Source organism: Alphaproteobacteria bacterium, from assembly GCA_040216735.1.
Lineage (GTDB): Bacteria > Pseudomonadota > Alphaproteobacteria > SHVP01 > SHVP01 > CALJDF01.
The window spans coordinates 1-18,481 of sequence record JAVJOO010000001.1; the positions used below are offsets into that span (position 1 = coordinate 1).

Below are 18,481 nucleotides of genomic sequence, written 5' to 3' on the forward strand. Positions count from 1 at the left end.
AGCGCGTCGATGTCGTCCTTGTCCCACTCGATCATCGTGCGATCTTCCATCGCGGCGTTGGCGATCGGCACGACCTCCGACAACGACCCGCGGGTGATGACAAATCCGCCGGGGTGTTGCGACAGATGGCGCGGGAACCCCAGGAGCGCCCGAGCCAGGATCAACGCCTGGTGGAGGCGGCGATCGGTCGGATCGAGGCCGAGCTCGCGCACCTGGTCGTCGTTGACCCCGGTGTGGCCCGACCCCCAGGTATAACCCGCCAGGGCGGCGCCCACGTCTTCGGATAGCCCGAGGGCTTTGGTTACTTCACGGATCGCGCTGCGCCACCGGTAACTGATGTAGGTCGCGGTCATCCCAGCCCGATGGCGGCCATATTTCTGGTAGATGTATTGAATGACCTCTTCACGACGTTCGTGTTCGAAATCGACGTCGATGTCAGGCGGCTCGTTACGCTCGGCCGAAATAAAGCGCTCGAACAACAGTGATACTTTTTCGGGGTCGACAGCCGTGATCCCCAGGCAATAGCACACGATGGAATTGGCCGCCGACCCGCGTCCCTGGCAGAGGATTTTTCGGCTATTGGCGAACCGGACGATGTCGTGGACCGTCAAAAAATACGGCGCAAACCCTAATCGACCGATGAGGTCGAGCTCATGCTCCAGCGCCGCGCGGACCGACGGCGGCACTCCGTTCGGGTAACTCCGCTTGGCACCGAGCCATGTCAGCCGCGCGAGTTCGGCTTGGGCCGTCCCACCGCCCGGCACCGTCTCGGTGGGATACTCGTAACGCAACGCATCCAGGCTGAACGTGCACCGCGCGGCAATTTCCTGGGTACGATGTACGGCCTCCGGATAATCGCCAAACAACCGCAGCATCTCTTCGGGAGACTTCACGTGCCGTTCAGCGTTGCCGAATACGCGGTAGCCGGCATCGTCGATGGTGCAATGCTCTCGAATGCACGTCAGCACGTCTTGGAGCGGGCGACGCGACGGTTCGTGATAGTGGACGTCGTTCGTCGCGACAAGCGGCGTCCCACACGATTGGGCTAGGGACGCGAGCAAGCGCAGGCGCACCTTGTCGTCGCCGCGGTAAAGAAAACTCGCCGCCAGATAGGTTCGCCCCGGCAGGTTTTTTTTGATTCGGCGTACGTTCTCGGCAAACGGCGAATCGAGCGCCAACGACGCCTCAGCCATCGGCTTTCCGGGATCATCGAGGGGGGCAAACGGCAAGACGACCGCGATCATCCCTTCGGCATAGGCAAAGAAATCCTCTTGGGTAATCCAGCATTCGCCCTTCGGCGCCCGCCGCTTGCCCAGCGTCAAAAGCCGCGTGAGGCGGCCATAGGCGGCCCGGTTCGTCGGGTAACACAGCACGCTCGTCTCATCTTGAAAGTCGAGCCGCACCCCGACCACGAACTGGATACCGACCTCCTTTGCCGCGCGGTGGGCGCGCACAATTCCAGCGACGGTATTTCGATCCGTGATCGCGATCGCGCAAACTCCGAGTTCCGCCGCCCGGGCGACAAGTTCTTCCGCCCGCGATGCGCCGCGCAAAAAACTGAAATTGCTGGTTACCTGGAGTTCGGCATAACTCACGACGACAACCCGGACAGCAGCGTGACTCGCTCCGCGCCGAGCTTCTCGCGGGCCATCAGCGCCGCGTCTGCGTCGGCCGTTACAAAACCGCCTTCGAGCCTCTCTACGCAGGCAAAATACATCGCCAAATGGGCTAGCCGGTCCATCCCCATAGCGGTTTGCAAGGCTTCTTCGGCAAAGTCGGACACCGACACCAAGGTCGGCACTCCCGACGTCACCGCCGCCACAATCGCGCTACCTTGGTCGTTGCCGATTTGACCGGCAATGATCCTGGCCCACACGCCGTCGATCACATCCGAAACGATCACATCGGGCGCAAACAGTTCGTCCTGTCGGTCGAGCAAAGCGAGCGCCTGGTCGTGCCCGTGTTCGCGCACGAACCATTTGATCGCCACGCTTGAATCGACAACTGCGATCATGGCGCGATCCGAGCAGGTCCTTGTCTGAGCGAGGCAGGGGCGCGTTCCGGCGTCATCGATGCAATCCGTTCGGCCAAGAACTTCATCTGGGGTTTGCGCGACATCACCGTCAGCATGTCGCGCAGCTCGGCCTCCAACGACCTGTGATTCCGTTGTGCGCGTTTCTTAAGCGCGAACACCACATCGTCGTCGATGTTCCTGATCGTCAAATTCGCCATATCATTCTCCTAGGAAAAAAGTCCGTGCAGATACCATTTCGGTGTCGGGGCAGAAGGATCCGCCGCTTGGTAGAGCCCACTGCGGTAAAGCCAAAAGCAGTCGCCCTCTTCGTCTTCGACTTGGTAGTAATCGCGCGGCAATGGATCTTCCTTCCCTGCCGCGCTTGCGGTCTCCCACCACTCGGGGCCGATTCTCTCCGGACCGCCCGACACAACGACCCGGTGCAGCACACGGCGCCAACGGAACAAAACCGGAGGGTCGTCTGGAATAGGCGCTACTACTTCGATCAACTGCGGCCTCTCGAAGAGCGACACCGGCCGAGACCGGTTCTTGAACCATTGCGCCGGGACCTCGCCCGCCCGTGGCCTAGCCTGTACGGCACAGGGCATACGGCGAACCGACCGTTCCGGCACATAGCTGTCGCGGGGCACGAGGCGATGAACGTTTCTGTGCCCAACCCGATTGGCCACACGGTCAACCAACGACGCCATGCTTTCCGCCGCTGTGCGCGACCGGTGCGGACTCCGAGGCACGTCGGCAAGACTCAGTTGGTCGGCAACCAACCGCTCCGTCTGCAGCGCGCCCACAACGATCGTCTCGATGCCAAATCCGGCATCGACCGTGTCGAAATGTTCTCTCAGAAGACGAAGGAGGTGCGGCGCATTGCGGGTCTCTTTGCTGGTGCCGATTGCAATGCGCGCCAGCGAACCGTCGACCCGGTAGCAGACGGTTTCGAGCCGTCGCGCCCCACGACCGGCGCGCTCCAACTGATCGCATAGGGTCTTGAGCAATTGCCGACAAGCCTCCTCGATGTCCTCGCGCTTGCCGATAGGTTCGGCAAAGGCCATCCGCGCGCGGTACCGCAACGGCGCGTTTCTGGGGGAAATCGGTTCCGACTGTCGGCCTAACGCTTGGTCGACCCGGCGGATCAGAATATCGCCGAAACGAGAGACCAACGGACCGCGCGGCAAATCGAATAGGTCGCCGACCTGCCGTAATCCGAGGCGATTAAGACCCGAACAAATTTCGGGTGAGAACCGCAGTGCCGCCACCGGCAACCGCCTGAGAATATCGCGCACCCTGCCAGGCTTGGTTACGAGAACCCGCTCGCCCTGCAGCAAACCGTAATGTACGGCGGCCCAAGCGGCCCCCGGCGTATCGGCAACGGCCGCGCGGGCGGCAAAACCCAAGCCATTGATTCGGGCGACGATGATGTTCAACAACGCCTCTTCGCCCCCGAACAGATGGTCGCATCCGGTGACGTCGAGCCAGAGGCCGTAGCCGTTTTCACCTGCTTCGCCGGTGACATCGGGCGCCGTCCACGGGCTGTACTGGCCGCACCATTCAGCCAGACGGGCGAGATACGCCAGGTCGGCCGCATGATCGGCTTCATAAATTTGAAGCGCGGGCTCTAGAGCGCGGGCATCGGTTAACGGCATCCCGGGGAAAATTCCCGCTCCTTGGGCGCGCGGGTCGGCCGAAGCGATGCGGAGCGCGCTTTGCTCCTTAAGGACCGTGACCTGGGGAACGTTTTCAAGACGCTTGGCGGAGCCCTGTCCGAGACGCGCTCTGTCGATCGAAAAGTTCGGCAACCACAGAGAAACGACCCTGCGTTGTTTCTTTGCCTGCGCTTGATCCTTCATCACTCCACTCCACCAACCAGGAACGCCGGACGCCCGCCCGGCAATGCGCAAGGTCCAGCCGCCACTGCCGCCGGACCGGCGCGTTTTTTTGAGATCGATCCGTTCTTCGTGCCGAGGAAACAACCCAGCGGGTCAACGCCACGCTCGAGGCTGAGGTCGCCGCGGCGCTATCGCAAAGACGTTTGCTCACCGCCGTATTGAGCAAGAAGGCCGTGACCCCGCCTGCTTCCGCAGCCAACTGCAGCCGCCTGCTGGCAACCAGACCGACGGTATCGATCTCGCCGATCACCAGCGCCGGCTGCCCGCTGCGCAGGCCCTCTTCCATGGCCCAAAGCAAGTCTTGTTTTTTTCGCGTTTCGACAAAGACGACCTGACCAGGATCCACGCCAAAGGAGATAAGACCGGGCCCATAGACGCCGCCTGTTTCATGACTCGCGCCGCGGCACCACAGAATCGGCTTCGCACCCGCAAGACGGCCGGCCAGCGCCGTCGCAAATCCCACCGCCGCAGCCGTCCCGTTTATTTCGTGCAAGGCAGCCTGCGGCAGACCGCCCCAGGGCAAGGCCGAATCCAGCAGGGCGTCGCCAAAGCGAAGCGGCGTCCTGCCGTGGTGCGTACCGTGGCGCGCCTCGATTGCGCCAATCTCAGTCCGCAAACTCCCCAGCATGGCCGCGCGATCCGGGAGGTATGCCGGATTGCTGGATGGAAAAACGAGACACTGACCCATGGGATCCTCCCAACTCGGACCCTTATAGTTCCTAGTATGTTCTTCTTTTGTTCTATATTACCTCTGTCCTCGAGTGAGTCAAGCGATCTAAAAACAGGGCATTTTCCTTTGCAAACCAACGGCTTGTGCTAGTTTCCCCACCGTGACGCGCGACCTCCCCCCAAGACCGGCGGAAAAACTGTGCGCCATCGCCCGGCAAGCCGGCGAGGCGATCATGGCGATCGCCCAATCCCCTTTGAAAGTGGACCACAAGACCGATCAGTCCCCGGTGACCGCGGCGGACCAAGCTGCCAACGACCTCATCGTCGCAGCGCTGGCCCAACTGACCCCAAAAATCCCCATCGTTTCGGAAGAGGGCGACACCAACCTGGACCAGCCCGATCGACCCTTCTGGCTGGTCGATCCACTCGACGGCACAAAAGAGTTCATCGCGGGCAACGGCGAATTCACCGTCAACATCGCGCTCATCGAGAACCGCGCGCCGGTCCTGGGCGTGGTCTACGCCCCGGCCCTCGACAGGCTCTTTTTCTCTGTCGGGCCGGATCAGGCTTTTCAGTACCGCGACGGCCGACCGGTACGCCTTCGCACCCGCGACGCCGACCCCACCGCGCTGGTCGCCCTCGCCAGCCGCTCACACCTTGACGATCGCACGCAGGCCTACCTCAAAGAGCACGCCATCGCGGAAATTAAGCAAATTGGCAGTTCGCTGAAATTCTGTTTGATCGCCGCCGGTGAAGCGGACATTTATCCGCGCTTCGGACCGACCATGGAATGGGATACCGCGGCGGGGCACGCCATTCTGGCGGCCGCCGGCGGATCGGTGACGACGGTCGACGGCGGGCCATTTCTTTACGCCAAACGAAGCCTTAGAAACCCCGACTTCGTGGCCCGAGGCGGGCGCTCCGTCGAGCCTAGGCTCTGAGGTCGACCACCGTCCGGCCCCGAACCTGTCCCTTGAGGATCAACTTCGAGCGCTCCATCAGCGCTCCAAACGGGATCACCTCGGTCAGGGCATCGAGTTTGTCCGCCGGCAATTCCGCTGCCAAGCGCTGCCAGGCGCGCAGACGCGGTTCAGCGGGACAAAACACCGAATCGATCCCCAGCAAATTCACCCCGCGCAGGATGAACGGCAGAACCGTCGTCGGCAGGTCGCTGCCGCCGGCAAGCCCACACGCCGCGACCGACCCATGGCGCGCAACCTGGGCAATCGCCGTCGCCAAGGTCTGACTGCCCACGGTATCGACCACGCCGGCCCAGCGCTCTTTATCGAGCGGTCGGCCCGCCTCCGCGAGTTCGGCCCGGTCGAGAATCTCTCCAGCGCCGAGGGACTTGAGATAATCGTGCGTTTCCTTGCGACCGGTGGACGCCGCAACGTTGTAGCCGTTGGCCGCCAGAACCGCGACGGCAACGCTGCCGACACCGCCCGCAGCGCCGGTCACCAAGACCGGCAATCCGTCTTTGGCAATGTGGTGATCGTCCAACGCCATGACACACAACATCGCGGTGAAGCCCGCGGTGCCGATGGCCATCGCGCGCTTCGCATCCAGGCCCGCCGGCAATTTGACGAGGAAATCCGCTTTGACGCGGGCGCGCTGGGTGAACCCGCCCCAGGCAGTCTCACTAAGCCCCCAACCGGTAACCAGAACTTCATCGCCCACTTGAAACCGGGGATCGGGCGACTCGAGCACGGTGCCCGCCAAGTCGATCCCAGGAATCATGGGCAATGCGCGCATGACCTTGCCCTTGTTGCCATTCAGCGCAAGACCGTCCTTGTAGTTCAACGCCGAATACGCGACATCGATGAGAACCCCTTCGCCTGGCAAGTCACCGACGGTTAGGTCGGTCATCCGGGCAACGGCCTTCCCATCCTCTTCCGTCGCGAGAATGGCTTTGAATGTATCGGACATGGCGCTCTCCCCTTTATCTGGTCGGCGGTTTAGCAGGGTACGCCCGCGGCGTCACCTCATCGCTGGGCTCGGACCCACATTTGCCGCGCGCGCCAAGCGCGACGTCGCCCGCTCCAACCCAATGATCGGGCGGCGTTAGGCGACCTCGAGCAGCAAATCGGTAAGTTCTTCCGGTGCGGTGACCATAGCATCGTGCCCGGTCGCAAGTTCGCGGTAACGCCATGACGGATCTTCGCGCGCGGCGATCGCATACTGCGAAAACGACTTGCCCTGGCGCTCGGTGCAATAAATGAACGTCCGCGGTAAATCGGCTGCGCGATCCGCAGGGAGGTTCGAAGGCGCCAACAGCGTGCCCATCGGGTGCGGCACTAAATGCGTGCGCAGCCACGCGACCTTCTCGGGATCGGTCACCCCGAGAAACTCCATCGACCCAACCGGCAGCGCGCTAACTTCGACGCCGGCCTTATTGATCTGTTCGAACGACCCACCCGGACGCGCCGGCACCAGGTCTATGTGACGCTTGCCGTGAACCGGGACGATGGCGTCGAGATAAACCAAATGCCCAATTCGCTCGGCTACCTGCTCGGCGACGCCGGAAATGACGATGCCGCCATACGAATGGCCGATCAGGCGAACCTCCGATAGATCCTCAAACAGCAGGACGTTTTCGATATCGGTGACGTGTGTCGATAGATCGATGGGTCCTCCCGCGAGGTGCACGCGCTCGCCAAGACCGGTTAACGTCGGCGTGAAGACATCGTGCCCAGCGGCACGGAGCCGGCCCGCGACCGCGCGCCAGCACCAACCGCCGTGCCAGGCCCCGTGGACGAGAACGAAAGCGGTCATCGCCGCGGTCCCGTTTTTGTGTTGCGATCAATCGGCATCGAGTACCTCGAACAAGTTGCCTTCCGCGGCAATCCCCCGGAAATGAATCTGGTGCCACAAAGCATAGAACAGCAAGACCCACGCCGCCTGCCCGTTGCGTTTTCCCTCGGCCTCGAAAAGGGCCGCGACCCGGTCGGGTTTGCAGGCGTCCAACACCCCGGGCTGTCGCGCCACCAACGCACCGATACGACTGCCCTGGTCGTGAATCCAGCGCGCAACCGGGACGGTGAACCCGCGTTTCTTGGAGAACGGTTGCGCTTCGGGGAGGCGCTTTTCGAGCCAACGCCGAAAGATGTACTTGCCGAATCCGCGCCGCACCTTGAGCCGGTCGTCGAAACGGAACACCGCACCCGCAACAACCGGGTCGAGGAACGGCGTTCGCCCTTCAAGGCTGTGTGCCATCAGGCAGCGGTCTACCTTGGCCAGCAAATCGTTCGGCAACCAATCGGCGCAGTCGACCGCCTGGGCGACTTGAAGGCGGCTGCGCCCGCCGGTCGCGGCCAAACTTTGGGCCGCGACAAGTCCGTCCCGCCACCCCGGAATGTCGTTCCGGAGAATGTCCAAACCACTAAAGACCCCCCGCGTACGCATCTCTCGGCCACCCAGCCAGAACGGTCGCAGGGCGCTTCGGTAACGGCCATAACCCGCCAGCAACTCGTCGCCGCCCTCGCCGGTCAAGACAACTTTGACGTCCTTCGCTGCGGCAGCCGCTAGAAGGTATGTCGGCAGGATGGCGTAGTCGGCGGCTGGATCGTCCATCGCAGCCGCGACCCGCGGCAGCGTCTCCACGAAATCGTGCGCGGTAACCTCGATCGGCACGTGATGGGCCCCGACACGCCGCGCTAACGACGCGGCAAGGAGCCGCTCGTCGGCCACATCTTCTTGGAAACCGACGGTATACGCCACGACGGGTTGCTCGTTGAGTTCCGCCATCAACGAGAGTAGTGCCGCGCTGTCGACGCCGCCGGAGAGGAACATCCCGTAGGGCACGTCGGCACGCTGGTGAACCCGCACCGAGTCGGTCAGGGTCGCATCCAGGACACCCAGCGCTCTTTGTTCGTTGACGACGATCGGCGCACCGTGGGGGAGGGCTTCGGTACGGTGACGGGCGATGATACGTCCCTGACGCACGACAACGGTCTCGCCCGGGAGGACACGATCGATGCCACCGAAGGGGGTGTTGCGCCCGGTGGTGAATTGCAATTGGAGCAATTCGTCGCGGCGTTCCTCGCTCTGTCTCGTCTCGACCAATCCCGACGCCCGAATGGCCGTTGGCTCTGAGGCAAAAATAAATCCGGCCTCCACTTCGGCATAGTACAGCGGCTTGATCCCGAACGGATCGCGGGCGAGCACCAGTTCGCCACTGGCGGGATTGTAGAGCGCCACAGCGTACATGCCGCGCAAGCGTTCGACGAAGCCGACGCCGTGACGGCGGTAGAGCGGCAGGATCGGTTCGCAATCGGAGCCGGTCCTGAAGACGACATCGGGCAGCGCCGCACGGAGTTCGACATGATTGTAGATCTCGGCATTGGCGACCAAGACCACGCCGTCGCCGTCTTCAAGGGGCTGTGCACCAGTCGCAAGATCGATGATCGCGAGGCGTCGGTGCACCAACCCGACACCCGCCGATTGATACCGCCCCTCCCCATCGGGGCCGCGGTGAACGAGCGCACGACTCATGGCCTCTAGCGCTACAGCCGGCGGCGGCGATCCATCGGCGCTCATGATTCCCGCGATACCGCACATTAGCGCACAATCTCCCCGAAGAACGCCAAGTAACGTTCAACCACCGCCTCCCGGGTGAACGCGTCGAGGTAACGACGACGACCCGCTTCGCTCAGGGTTTGAGCGAGATCGTCCTGCGTAATAACCGTTGCGATCGCGCCGGCAAGGCCTTCGTGATCTTCAAGCGGCGCCAGCACCCCGCTAACGCCGTCCTCGATCAATTCGGATGGTCCCTGGGCGGCGACGGCCACAACCGGGCACCCGGCCGCCCACGCTTCGACGACGACATTGCCGAGCGGCTCGTGCCGGGAGGAACAGACGAAAACGTCGGCGGTCCGATAGTACGCCGCCAACCCGTCGACCCAGCCAAGCCAAGTAATCCGCGCGCCGACGCCAACCTCGTCGGCAAGCCGACGCAAGTCGCGGTCGAGCGGGCCCGACCCGGCAATACATAGATGCGCGCTCGGGACCAGGGCCAGCGCCCGGATCAGGATGTCGAATCCCTTATTCCGGTGCAGACGACCGGCGGCGAAAATCAACGGGCGGTCTGACGGGAGGCCGAGATCGCTACGCGATCGAACCGGCGCGTCGCTTTCGTCGACGAAATTTGGCAAATAATGCACGCGCGCTGGATCCCATCCCGCCGCGATCACGTAATCCCGGATGCCGTTGGTATTGGCGACCAGATGATCGCAGTGGCGATAGTATTTCAAATTGTAAAAGCCACCGAGGCGCGCGGCAAAAACGAAGCGCTGCCCACCGTTGCGGCGGGGAACCGCCGCAGTCGCACGGTTCATCCACGAGAGAACGATCTGCGGGCGACGGGCGGCGATCAACCGCCGCAGTTTGAACCGGGTAACGACGTCCATCCGCCCGCCGAACCGCAGGGTTACCGGATCGATCCCGGCGCGCCGGAGGCGCGCCACTCGGTCTGGATGGTTGCGAAGAACTACTGTCTGATCGACCGAACGGGCGCCCATCGCCACAACCAAGCGCTCGAAAAACGCCTCCGCGCCGCCGACCGCGGCACCAGCCATAACCTGCATGACAGCCACCACCGGCTAGTCCGTCTCCAAACGCGCTTTTAGGTGGGAGAGGAGAGGATAAAGACCGGCAAAAAGGGCTATTAGAAAACCGTACCCGCCCTCCCGGTAACCCTTTCGCCCGACATAGCATTTGAAGAACCGCGAGAAGAACCGGCGAATATTGTTGGCCAGTGAACCGACATTGCCGCTCTCTCGCAAATCCGCCGCGCGGGCTGTCGTGTAGCTGTCGAGCCGGCGAATCATATCCGAGATGTTGCGATCGACCCGGTGCTCGATCGGATGGATGAGGGCGCGTTTTGGGCCGTGCAATTCCAGGGCCGGATGGATGCGCTGGCGCCCCCACCGCTTGGTACCCTTGCGCGACAACCGCGGCGCGGCCGAAACGCCCCAGGACGCCCCCCAACCGTAACGCACGCACCGATCCCCGACATAGTTGAGGAACGGGATTAGGAAATAACCCGTATCGACCAACGCTATCTGCGCCCGGATTTCCGCTGCCAGTTCGGGCGTCACGCGTTCGTCGGCATCGACCTCCAGGATCCAGTCACCGGTGCAGGCATCCAGACCGGCGTTGCGGCGATCCCCTTCGATCGGCCACGCCCCTTCGACAACGACATCCGCGATACGCTTTGCAATATCGGTGGAGCCGTCGGTGCAACGATCTAGGACGACAACGCGTTCGTCCGCAAATGCCAGCGGTTCGAGACAGGCGGCAAGCCGCTCTTCCTCATTGCGCGCGACGACAAGGGCCGACAAACGTGGGCTCACGTCGATGCGCTTTCGACGCGCGTCAGCAGCTCGTCAACAGCGCCCACCACTCGGTCGACGGTGAGCGATGTCATGCGGCTCTTTTGGCTGCGATAGTCATAATCTGGCGCGTTGACGATTTCTTTAAAGGACTCCGGCGTACGGACCCACGCAGAATGCCGACCCCATGGCGCATAGTGGACCTCCGGGCTCGGGCCAAACAGGCCCAATGTCGGAACGCCGGCAGCGGCAGCGAGATGCATCAAACCTGAATCGTTCCCGATATACAGCACACTGCGCTCCAGGCAAGCAGCCGCCAAGGGCAGGTCCGTACGGCCGATCAAATCGATCAATCGTTCGGCCGGAAGCCCCTGCAGCAATGGGGTGACGCTGTCGCGCTCTCCGTCCGCGCCAAATACGGCTATCTGCGCGCCGGGCAGTCGGCCGGTCGGACCGGTCAACCGCAACGCCAGGTCAAGGAATTGCGCCGCTGGCCATTGTTTGCCGCCCCAGTTGGCGGTGGGACCGAGCGCCAGGACGGGGCCCGCCGGAATCAACGCCGCAGCGGCGGTTCGGTGGTGTTCGTTGAGCCAGACGCGCGGCGCAGGCGGCGTGTCCAGGCCTAGCACACGGCCGAGCAACGCGACGCGGTGTATCGGTTCGTCTGTCGAACGAAGAACGAAGTGGCGGCGGTGAGGCAACAACCAAGCCAAGACCGACGCCCGAAGGTCCACAACGACGCCCCAGAACCCACCGACCGTCGCCGCCCACAGCGACAACCAATGGGTGGAATACCGGCGCTTGCGCAGCGCGATGACGCGCTCCACACGCGGGCACGATTCGAACAGCGAGACGGCGGCCGGCCCGCACGCAACAGTGAACGTCGCAGTGGGGTACCGTGCCTGGAGCCAATCCAATAGTCCCGTAGACAAAATCGCATCGCCCACACGATTCGACGTCACAAACAAGATTCTCAACGGGCCGCTCGCCGATCGACCTCGCCGGCGAGCGCTGCGAGCCACGCGGCGACGCGCCTTTCGTTCACGCCGAAATCCGAGCTGCCGTAAACCGACCGACTGTAGATCGCGAGGGTAGACCGGCCCGCGTCTACACCAATGAATTGCACCGAAACGATGTCGGGGAATTTTAGAACGGCCGTTCGCTGAACATAGGCCACTTGCGTACCGCCGCCGAACAGCCGCACCCGCTCGGTCCTGGGCGACGCCGCCACGACCGTGTCCCAGGCCATGCGCAAGCCGTCGATGCCGATCGCATAGGTGTCGCTTTCGCGGCTGGGCGCAGCCGCGCAATAGCCCGCCGGGCAAACTAGGTATTGGTTCGGTGAGTCGGCCAAGCCGAAGGTTGGGAAGTCGATGGCGTCGATATTGCCCACCGGGAAAACGGCGCTGCAACCGGCAATCGCCAGAATGGCGACGAAAAAAAGGAGGCGGCGGGCAACGCGCAGGCTGTGCGTCATAGGCAGTGCTTATACGTCGCGCCTTGAGGTCTTGCAAAGAACAGTTACGCTGGCCATCTCAGTCCAGGATGCCTCCAATGACCCCAACACCGCTTCAAGCCACCCACCTCAACGCGCGCGGCCTTATCCAAATTGACGGTACTGAGTCCCGACCCTTTTTACAGGGCCTCATCACCAACGACGTCGATTTGGTCAGGCCCGAACGTCCGCTCTACGCGGGCCTCCTGACCCCCCAAGGCAAATTTCTGCACGACTTCATTCTCGTCCAGATCGGCGACACGCTGCTACTCGATACCGAGCGGGCCGGTCTCGCGGACCTGCTGCGGCGCCTGACGATGTACCGCCTGCGGGCGAAGGTCGACCTTGCCGACGTCACCGAGACCTACCGAATCTATGCCGTGTTCGGCCCAGGATCGGACGGGATAGCCGGTAAAGAACTAGGGACGTTCGTTGCCGACCCGAGGATGCCTGCGTTGGGATTCCGTCTTTACTGTAAGGACAGCCCGGTTGCGCAGCTCGAAGCCATGGGCGTTTCCATAACGTCGCTCGCCACCTACGACACGCACCGCATCGCACTCGGGGTCCCGGACGGCAGTCGGGACATCCCCGCTGAAAAGGCCTTTCCACTGGAGTACGGCTTCGATTCCCTTGGCGCGGTTAGTTACGACAAGGGCTGCTATGTCGGCCAGGAACTCACCGCGCGCACGCACAATCGCGGCAAGGTCAAGAAGGCGCTATACCGGATCGCGTTCAACGACGGCTTGCCCGCCCCCGGCACCGAGATCCACCAGGGCGAAACCGTGGTGGGCGAAGTCCTCAGCGCCGGCGGCAGCTACGCGCTAGCTCACCTCCGAATCGATGCGGCGGCATCGACGGCGCGGATGCGCGCCGGCACCCACGAGATCGCCGGGTGGGACCCTGCTCCTGTAGTCCCGGGGCAATCGTGACGGCGGCGGACCGATCGGACCGCTGCACATGGTGCGGAACCGACCCGATGTATATCGCCTATCACGACGAAGAATGGGGCGTTCCCGAGCACGACGACCGGGCCCTCTTCGAGAAGCTTATTTTGGATGGTTTCCAGGCTGGGCTCAGTTGGATCACGATCCTCCGCAAAAGAGAGAACTTTCGCCGCGCGTTCGACGGGTTCTCGCCGGAAAAGATCGTCACGTACAAACCCCGGAAGGTCGAAGCGCTGATGGCCGACGCAGGCATCGTGCGGAACCGCGCAAAGATTGAGGGGACGATCGCCGGTGCGCGCCTGTGGCTCGATATCATGGAAGCCGGACCGGGAAGTTTCGATCGCGTGATTTGGCAGTTCACCGATGGCCGAACGGTGACCAATCGGTGGCGCACGATGGCCGACGTCCCGGCGACGACCCCCGAATCCGAGGCCATGAGCAAGGAATTGAAGTCGTTGGGCTTTCGGTTTTGCGGCCCCACGATCTGTTATGCCTTCATGCAGGCCGTCGGCATCGTTAACGACCACACGGTCGATTGCTTTCGCCACGCCGAAGTAAATTGAGGGGCAAATGGCGCATCCAAAGGAAGGACGACCGGGTAAATAATATGCCCGGTGCGAGACCGTCTGGGGGGACGGGGCATATCATGGTTCTCGTGGAGCTAAGATCCTGTCACACCCTATCCGACGACACTTCGAATGGACGATCGCCGCCCCGCCGGAACGAGTCTGGTCTGCGCTAAACAGCGTCGGTCGCCTCGCCGAAGCGATTGGCCTGCCCGAGGCCCGTTACAGCGAGACCAAGCAGAGCGACGGCACGACCTGTTTCACCGGGACGGCGCTAGGCGGCGTCTTCGCGCCACGGGTCATGCGCCATTGGTACGAAGAACCCGTCGAATGGATTGAGGGACGCTGGCTGCACTTTCGCCGCGTCGCCGACCAGGGGCTGCTGGAGAGCCTCGACTGGACGATCTCAATTGATCGGCAGGATCGATCCTGCATCGTCCGCCATGATTTGATTTTTCGGCCACGCGGTGCGATTGCGGCTGTGCTCTTGGCCCTCTTCGGTCGCCCCAAACTCGATAGAGCGATGAACGAGGCGGGCCGGACCGTCGGGCTATGGGCCGCTGGACAATCGGACAGTCCATTTCCGATGCAGCGGCGCCTGCCGCAAGCCACGCGCGGCTTTCTCACCGACGGAGCGATGCGGGCAGACGGTTCGGACTACGGCCAAGGCCAGGTGTCGCGCCTCGTGCGCTGGATCGCCGGCGCGCAGACCCATGACATCGCACCGATTCGCCCCCTTGCCCTTGCGCGGATGTGGAATACCTCCGCCGCTGACATCGTCGAGATTCTTCTGGCGGCAAGTGCCGCCGGCATTGTCATCAAACAGTGGCTCTTGAGTTGTCCGCAGTGCACCCACGACGTCTCGCTGCATGGCCATCTCAAGAATGTACCCGCGTCCGGCCAGTGCGCCCATTGCGGGGCAACGGTCGCGGCCGATCTCGCCCGGAACGTCGAAATCGTGTTCACGATGGCGCCCGATCTCAAGGGCTTCCCCGCTGGGCGCTTTGCCGGCGACGAACCGGCAAACCAGTCCGGGGTTCATGCGCGCGTCACCGTCGGGGCAAGAAAGCGCCTCATCACCAAGTGGCAGGGCGTGATGGGCACTGTGCGGGTTCGCGTCGCCGGTTCGGGATTCGAAACCGTCGCGGTCACGTTAGATGGCAGCGCCCCGAATCTTGTGATCAAGGACGGCTGTGTTGCCACCGCAAAGGCACGGCAGGAAAGCGGCGCCCTGGAAATCGTCAACCAGGACGCCCAGCCGCGTCGCGTCGATCTCGGCGCAATGGAGCAGAAAGCAACTGGGTACCCCGCCCGGCAGACCCTGATGCTCCAAGCCCACCGAGACATCGGCGGCGCGGAGCTACCGCCGCACGGCGATGCCTTCGTTCTCGAGGACGTTGCAGTCCTCGCCACAGATCTCGCCGGTCTCGCCACGCGCTACAGGAAGAGCGGCGATGCCCAGACTTTCAAAGAGGCCAGCGACCTCCTCAAAGAGACGACGGAAATCGTTCGCGGTTGTGGCGGGTCGATCGCGAGCCGGCTCGGCGAAGCGATCGTCGCCCTCTTCGCAAACCCTGGGCAGGCCTTGGACGCGGCGCGACAACTCGCGGCGCACGATCGCATCGCGGGTCGCTCCGCCTTCAGAGCATCGCTCGATGTGGGCACCGTGGAGATGGCGACCCACCGCGACCGTCAGGTGCTTCGCGGCGCGGTCGTCGAGCGGGCGATCAGCATCATGCGTGGGTTGACGGCCGGCGAACTCGGTCTCGGTGCCGCGGCGGCGGATTCAACTGCCGTGATTAAATCGCTGCAACGGCTTGCGCTTGAACCGGTTTCGGACGGCACCGCCGGGCAAACGGTTCGCCTGAGCGACAGAGCGCCTGAAGACGGGACCGCCGGTCAGTCCGCCAGCGCGGCCTGAGCGGCTGCCAGCCGCGCAATCGGCACACGGTAGGGCGACGCCGACACGTAATCCAGACCCACGGTATGAAAAAAGTGAACGGACGCGGGGTCGCCGCCGTGTTCCCCGCAAATCCCCAGCTTCAAGTCGGCGCGCGCTGCTCGTCCGCGTTCGGTCGCGATCTGCACCAGTTCCCCGACGCCCTCCTGGTCGATGGAGACAAAGGGATCGATCTCGAAAATACCGTTGGTCCGATAGTCTTCCAGGAAATTGCCGGAATCGTCGCGGCTGATACCCAAGGCGGTCTGGGTAAGATCGTTGGTGCCGAAGCTAAAGAACTCCGCACTCTCCGCGATGTCACCAGCGCGAAGCGCTGCCCGCGGCAATTCGATCATCGTTCCGACCAAGTAGTCGAGCGTCTTGCCGCGCTCTTCCCGGACCGCCTGTGCGACCCCATCGATGCGATCTTTTATGAGATCGAGTTCGCGTTTGGTCGCGACGAGGGGCACCATGACTTCGGGAATCACAGCCTCGCCCGTCTCAGCACCGGCATCCAACGCCGCCTCAAAAATGGCGCGCGCCTGCATCTCGTAGATTTCCGGATAGGAGATCCCAAGCCGGCACCCGCGGTGGCCCAACATCGGGTTGACCTCGTGCAAACTCGCCGCGCGCCGGCGGAGTTTTTCCGGATCCGCGCCTGCAGCAGCCGCGACTTCTTCGATCTCCTCCTCCGAATGCGGCAGGAACTCGTGGAGCGGCGGATCGAGGAGCCGAACGGTGACCGGCAGGCCATGCATGATCTGAAACAGCTCGGTGAAGTCCCGCCGCTGCATCGGCAGAAGCTTGGCCAACGCGGCGCGCCGACCGGCTTCGTCGTCGGCAAGAATCATCTCTCGCACGGCGACGATCCGATCCGCGTCGAAGAACATATGTTCGGTGCGGCAAAGACCGATTCCCTCGGCCCCGAACTCCCGAGCCGTCTGTGCGTCGGTCGGCGTCTCGGCGTTCGCCCTAACCTTCAACCTGCGCGCGGCATCCGCCCAAACCATAAGACGGGAAAAATCGCCCGATAGCTCAGGCTGGATCATCGACACCTCGCCCATCATGACCTCGCCCTTGGCGCCGTCGATGGTAATGATGTCGCCCTTCTTCACGACCCGGTCCATGACCGTGAACTGCTGCTTCTTATAGTCGATGCGCACCGAACTCGCGCCGGACACGCAAGGCGTTCCCATGCCGCGCGCGACGACCGCGGCATGGCTGGTCATCCCGCCGCGGCTCGTCAGAATACCCTGCGCGGCGTGCATCCCGTGGATGTCCTCCGGACTGGTTTCTTCGCGAACGAGCACGACCTTTTCACCGGCATTTGCCATCGACTCGGCTTCGTCCGAATTGAAAACCACACGTCCGCATGCCGCGCCGGGCGATGCCGGCAAACCGCGCGCGAGAATGTCTTTGTGGGCGTCGGGGTCCAGTGTCGGATGGAGCAGTTGATCGAGCGACGCCGGATCGATCCGCTTTATCGCCTCGACTTCGCTGATCAGACCTTCCTCGACCATCCCGACGGCGATTTTCAGTGCCGCCCGGGCGGTCCGTTTCCCACTTCGGGTTTGCAGCATCCAAAGCTTGCCCTCTTGAACGGTAAACTCGATGTCCTGCATGTCCCGGTAGTGCGCCTCGAGCGACTTATAGATGCCCACCAACTGGCCGAAGACATCCGGCATCAGCTCTTCCATCGACAACAGTGTAGAGCCGTCCTGGGCCCGCGCTTCTTTCGTCAGGTGCTGCGGCGTGCGGATTCCGGCCACGACGTCCTCGCCCTGGGCGTTGACGAGGAACTCACCGAAAAACTCGCGCGCGCCGGTCGAGGGGTTCCGCGTGAAGGCAACGCCGGTCGCCGAGGTGTCGCCCATGTTGCCGAACACCATCGCTTGCACGTTGACCGCCGTTCCCCACGCCGCCGGGATGTTGTTAAGCCGCCGGTAAGTCACCGCCCGCTGATTCATCCACGAGCCGAAGACCGCGCCCATCGCGCCCCAAAGCTGGTCGTGCACGTCCTGCGGAAAGGGTTTGCCAAGCTCGCGCTCGACCAGCGCCGCATACATTCCAACGAGCCTTCGCAAATCGTCCGCATCGAGGTCGGTATCGCCGGCCACGCCCTTTTCGGACTTCATTTGGTCGAGAAGTTCTTCAAAATTGTGGTGCTCGACACCCAGCACCACGTCGGAATACATCTGGATGAACCGGCGGTAACTGTCCCAGGCAAACCGGTCGTTGCCGCTGTTGCGCGCGATCCCTTTGACCGTCTCGTTGTTGAGGCCAAGGTTCAAGACCGTGTCCATCATACCCGGCATCGAGGCGCGCCCGCCGGATCGTACGGAGACCAGCAACGGTCGGTCGGCGTCGCCGAATTTGGCACCGACCGTCTCCTCTACACGAGCCAGCGCCTCGTCGACTTGGCCCTTCAGTTCGGCGGGGTACTGACGGTCGTTGTCGTAATACGCGGTACACACTTCGGTCGTGACCGTGAATCCTGGCGGGACGGGCAGAGCCAGATTGCTCATTTCGGCCAGGTTGGCGCCCTTGCCGCCCAGCAATGGGCGCATTTCGGCACGCCCTTCCGCACTGCCGTCGCCAAAACTATAGACCCACTTCGTCATACG

The 18,481-nt window shown here is 63.0% G+C and carries 17 protein-coding genes; 4 read left to right on the forward strand and 13 right to left on the reverse strand.

Going from position 1 to position 18,481, the window contains the following annotated elements; all coding sequences use genetic code 11:
* The 5 genes from RID42_00005 to RID42_00025 form a co-directional block, all read right to left on the reverse strand.
* A partial coding sequence (locus RID42_00005) for a PHP domain-containing protein (protein MEQ8246039.1) occupies window positions 1-1,595 on the reverse strand: 1,595 nt, incomplete at its 3' end.
* Window positions 1,592-2,014 (reverse strand): type II toxin-antitoxin system VapC family toxin, encoded by a 423-nt coding sequence (locus RID42_00010; protein ID MEQ8246040.1) that lies wholly within the window; start codon window positions 2,012-2,014, stop codon window positions 1,592-1,594. The genes RID42_00005 and RID42_00010, both read right to left, overlap by 4 nt.
* Entirely contained in the window at window positions 2,011-2,232 is a 222-nt protein-coding gene (locus tag RID42_00015; protein ID MEQ8246041.1) for a DNA-binding protein, read from the reverse strand. Before RID42_00015 ends, RID42_00010 begins: the two co-directional genes overlap by 4 nt.
* A 9-nt stretch (window positions 2,233-2,241) precedes the next feature.
* A complete protein-coding gene (locus tag RID42_00020) occupies window positions 2,242-3,876 on the reverse strand; it encodes a DNA polymerase Y family protein (GenBank protein MEQ8246042.1) in 1,635 nt (544 codons plus the stop codon).
* Window positions 3,767-4,603: a hypothetical protein gene (locus tag RID42_00025; protein MEQ8246043.1), complete on the reverse strand. Its 837-nt coding sequence runs from the start codon at window positions 4,601-4,603 to the stop codon at window positions 3,767-3,769. Before RID42_00025 ends, RID42_00020 begins: the two co-directional genes overlap by 110 nt.
* Before the next feature lie 142 nt (window positions 4,604-4,745).
* On the opposite strand from RID42_00025, the gene cysQ reads away from it, so the two are divergent.
* Complete coding sequence (gene cysQ / locus RID42_00030; GenBank protein ID MEQ8246044.1) at window positions 4,746-5,525, forward strand: 3'(2'),5'-bisphosphate nucleotidase CysQ; 780 nt, start codon at window positions 4,746-4,748, stop codon at window positions 5,523-5,525.
* On the opposite strand, the gene RID42_00035 is transcribed toward cysQ, so the two are convergent.
* The 7 genes from RID42_00035 to RID42_00065 all read right to left on the reverse strand — a co-directional run bounded on the left by RID42_00035 (window position 5,515) and on the right by RID42_00065 (window position 12,390).
* The gene (locus RID42_00035) at window positions 5,515-6,510 is read right to left on the reverse strand and encodes an MDR family oxidoreductase (GenBank protein MEQ8246045.1); all 996 of its coding nucleotides are present in this window, start codon (window positions 6,508-6,510) and stop codon (window positions 5,515-5,517) included. The two genes, cysQ and RID42_00035, sit on opposite strands and share 11 nt — an antisense overlap.
* A gap of 135 nt (window positions 6,511-6,645) precedes the next feature.
* A complete protein-coding gene (locus tag RID42_00040) occupies window positions 6,646-7,356 on the reverse strand; it encodes an alpha/beta fold hydrolase (GenBank protein ID MEQ8246046.1) in 711 nt (236 codons plus the stop codon).
* A 27-nt stretch (window positions 7,357-7,383) separates the two neighbouring features.
* Window positions 7,384-9,141, reverse strand: a complete 1,758-nt coding sequence (gene asnB / locus RID42_00045; protein ID MEQ8246047.1) for an asparagine synthase (glutamine-hydrolyzing) — start codon at window positions 9,139-9,141, stop codon at window positions 7,384-7,386.
* Window positions 9,141-10,178 carry a glycosyltransferase gene (locus tag RID42_00050; protein ID MEQ8246048.1) on the reverse strand — a complete coding sequence of 346 codons (1,038 nt, stop codon included), beginning with the start codon at window positions 10,176-10,178 and terminating at the stop codon, window positions 9,141-9,143. The genes asnB and RID42_00050 overlap by 1 nt, the downstream gene beginning before the upstream one ends.
* Window positions 10,179-10,181: 3 nt before the next feature.
* Window positions 10,182-10,934, reverse strand: coding sequence for a glycosyltransferase family 2 protein (locus tag RID42_00055; protein MEQ8246049.1), 753 nt, complete (start codon window positions 10,932-10,934; stop codon window positions 10,182-10,184).
* Window positions 10,931-11,875, reverse strand: a complete 945-nt coding sequence (locus RID42_00060) for a glycosyltransferase family 9 protein (GenBank protein ID MEQ8246050.1) — start codon at window positions 11,873-11,875, stop codon at window positions 10,931-10,933. The genes RID42_00055 and RID42_00060 overlap by 4 nt, the downstream gene beginning before the upstream one ends.
* A gap of 11 nt (window positions 11,876-11,886) precedes the next feature.
* A complete protein-coding gene (locus RID42_00065) occupies window positions 11,887-12,390 on the reverse strand; it encodes a DUF1499 domain-containing protein (protein MEQ8246051.1) in 504 nt (167 codons plus the stop codon).
* Window positions 12,391-12,467: 77 nt separating this feature from the next.
* Here RID42_00065 and RID42_00070 point away from each other — a divergent pair, with 77 nt between their 5' ends.
* From RID42_00070 to RID42_00080, 3 genes are all read left to right on the forward strand, one after another.
* Window positions 12,468-13,337: a folate-binding protein gene (locus RID42_00070; protein ID MEQ8246052.1), complete on the forward strand. Its 870-nt coding sequence runs from the start codon at window positions 12,468-12,470 to the stop codon at window positions 13,335-13,337.
* A 47-nt stretch (window positions 13,338-13,384) separates the two neighbouring features.
* A complete protein-coding gene (locus RID42_00075) occupies window positions 13,385-13,915 on the forward strand; it encodes a DNA-3-methyladenine glycosylase I (protein MEQ8246053.1) in 531 nt (176 codons plus the stop codon).
* A 304-nt stretch (window positions 13,916-14,219) separates the two neighbouring features.
* Window positions 14,220-15,839 carry a DUF5939 domain-containing protein gene (locus RID42_00080; GenBank protein MEQ8246054.1) on the forward strand — a complete coding sequence of 540 codons (1,620 nt, stop codon included), beginning with the start codon at window positions 14,220-14,222 and terminating at the stop codon, window positions 15,837-15,839.
* On the opposite strand, the gene ppdK is transcribed toward RID42_00080, so the two are convergent.
* Window positions 15,818-18,478: a pyruvate, phosphate dikinase gene (ppdK, locus tag RID42_00085; GenBank protein MEQ8246055.1), complete on the reverse strand. Its 2,661-nt coding sequence runs from the start codon at window positions 18,476-18,478 to the stop codon at window positions 15,818-15,820. The two genes, RID42_00080 and ppdK, sit on opposite strands and share 22 nt — an antisense overlap.
* Window positions 18,479-18,481 lie beyond the last annotated feature (3 nt).